This window comes from Mailhella sp., from assembly GCF_057866825.1.
The window spans coordinates 1-2,196 of sequence record NZ_DBMAHT010000209.1; the positions used below are offsets into that span (position 1 = coordinate 1).

The following is a 2,196-nucleotide window of genomic DNA, read 5'->3' on the forward strand; positions in this document are numbered from 1 at the left end:
GGGCCCGGCTTCGGGCAGCGCGCGCGAGGCCTTCTGCACGAAGCCCTCCCACTCCTCCAGGGAAAACACGTTGTCCAGACCGTACATTCTTTCGCGGTGCGGACGCGTTTCCAGGTACGGCAGCACGGCCCCGCCCACGCGACGCGTGGGAGAATCCAGCGTGCGCAGATCGGGAAAGCGTTCTTCCAGCTCCACCAGTTCGCGATACAGCGCGTCGTAGGCCTCGTCGGTGATCTCGGGCGCGTCCAGCTGATGATACAGGCGATTGTGATGTTCTATCTCCCGGCGGAGCTTCGCCGCCCGGGCCGCGGCGCGGGCGTGTTCGTCCCTCGCGGGAGCGTCGAATAATGAAAGCTGATCCATGACTTCCTCGAATCTGCAATAGAGTGGACTAATTGAACTTCGCTCTTTTGCGGCATACTGCCACGACGCCGTGCCGAGGGCAAGCGATCCCCCTTGCGCAGCGCTCTTCCGCCCCTTATAGTGCGAGCGCACCCGTCATCAAGGAGTCCGACATGTACGCCCTGCGCATAGCAAGCACCGATCCCGCCTTCAATCTGGCTCTGGAAGAAACCCTCTTCAACACGCTCGGCCCGGAGAATCCGGGCATCTTTCTCATCTGGCGCAACGCGCCGTCGGTCATCATCGGCTGCCATCAAAATACCGCCGAAGAAGTGAACGCCGCCTACTGCCGCGAGCACGGCATCGCCGTCGTGCGTCGTCCCACCGGAGGAGGCGCCGTGTATCACGATCTCGGCAACGTGAATTTTTCCTTTCTTGTGTGGGTGGAGAAAAACCGTCTTACCGGATTCGAGGCCTTCATGCGCCCCATGGTGGCCGCGCTGCGCGACCTCGGCGTGAACGCCGAATACACAAGCCGCAACGACATCACGGTGAACGGACGCAAGGTGTCGGGCACGGCGCAACGCCGCTCCGGGCAGCGCATGCTGCACCACGGCTGCCTGCTCGTGGATGTGGACACCTCCGAGCTCACCAATGCGCTGGCCGTGGACGTGGAAAAATTCCGCTCCAAGGGCGTAGCCTCGCATCGGGCGCGGGTGGCGAACCTTCGCGAATTTCTGCCCGCGGGACTGAGCTCCGCGCAGTGCATGGACATGGTGATCGAGGCCATGACGCGCCGCTGCGCAGACGAAGAGCGCACGCTGGATCCCGCTCTCAAGGAGCAGGCCGAAGCGCTCGCAAACGCCCGCTACCGCCGCTGGGAGTGGAACTGGGGACAGTCGCCGCGCTTTACGGAAAAACGTCGTCACCGCTTCAGCTGGGGCAGGCTCGAATGCCTGCTCGACGTGCGAAACGGCGTCATTTCGGGCTGCCGTCTGTTCGGCGACTTCTTTGCCCTGCGCGACATCCGCGAGCTGGAAACCATACTGACGGGCAAACGCGCCGACGCGCCTTCCCTGCGCAAAGCGCTGGCCGACGTGCCGGTGGAAAGCTGGTTTTCCGGCGCGCTTCGCGAGGAACTCATCGACATGCTCTGCGGCGATCCCGTCCGGGACGACAAGGCTCAAAACGCCTCATCCGGCAGCGAGTCCGAACCTTCGTAGCCGAGGTCAGCCGCGCTCCGGGAAAAGTGCTCCGCGCTTCCGTCACGCAGGCGGCAAAACCGGCCGCGCAACGCCAAAGCTCCCCGCCGCGCCGGAGCAGAAACATCGCAAAAAAAAACACGCCTCGTCCGCTGCGGCAGAGAGGCGCGTTTTTCATTTTAAAGAGAACACTCCCGATACACGGAACCGTCCTCAAGATTCAGCCAGCGGAACACGCCGTTCTCCCACACCATGCAGCTGTGGGCGCTGCCTTCCTTGGGAATGGAAACGGAGCCGGGGTTCATGGCCACAAAGCCTTCGTGCCTGTTGCACACGGGCACATGCGTGTGACCGTACAGCAGTATACTGCCTGCGGGGAACGGAGGCGGCGTCTTTTCGTTGTAATGATGGCCGTGCGTTGCATAGGCCTCGGCATTGCCGAGCGTCAGCACGGCGTATTCCGCCATGATGGGAAAGTCCAGCACCATCTGATCCACTTCGCCGTCGCAGTTGCCGCGCACGCACAGCAGCTTCTCGCGCAAAGGATTCAGCATGGCCATGACCTTTTTGGGCGCGTATTCCTCCGGCAGGTCGTTGCGCGGGCCGTGATAGAGAATGTCGCCGAGAATGAGCAGTCTGTCGGCGTTCTCCT

The 2,196-nt window shown here is 62.7% G+C and carries 3 protein-coding genes; 1 reads left to right on the plus strand and 2 read right to left on the minus strand.

Translation table 11 applies throughout. The annotated features are described in order from the left end of the window. A partial coding sequence (locus tag ACZM96_RS10765; RefSeq protein ID WP_489489053.1) for a DNA ligase LigA-related protein occupies nt 1-363 on the minus strand: 363 nt, incomplete at its 3' end. 152 nt (nt 364-515) lie between these two features. On the opposite strand from ACZM96_RS10765, the gene lplA reads away from it, so the two are divergent. Next, nucleotides 516-1,565 carry a lipoate--protein ligase gene (lplA, locus tag ACZM96_RS10770; protein ID WP_489489054.1) on the plus strand — a complete coding sequence of 350 codons (1,050 nt, stop codon included), beginning with the start codon at nt 516-518 and terminating at the stop codon, nt 1,563-1,565. Between the two features lie 158 nt (nt 1,566-1,723). Here the strand turns inward: lplA and yfcE are convergent. Continuing rightward, a partial coding sequence (gene yfcE, locus ACZM96_RS10775) for a phosphodiesterase (RefSeq protein WP_489489055.1) occupies nt 1,724-2,196 on the minus strand: 473 nt, incomplete at its 5' end.

Excerpts from the sequence above, each read along its gene's own strand:
- lplA (WP_489489054.1), top strand. The coding sequence starts at position 516 with ATGTACGCCCTGCGCATAGCAAGCACCGATCCCGCCTTCAATCTGGCT.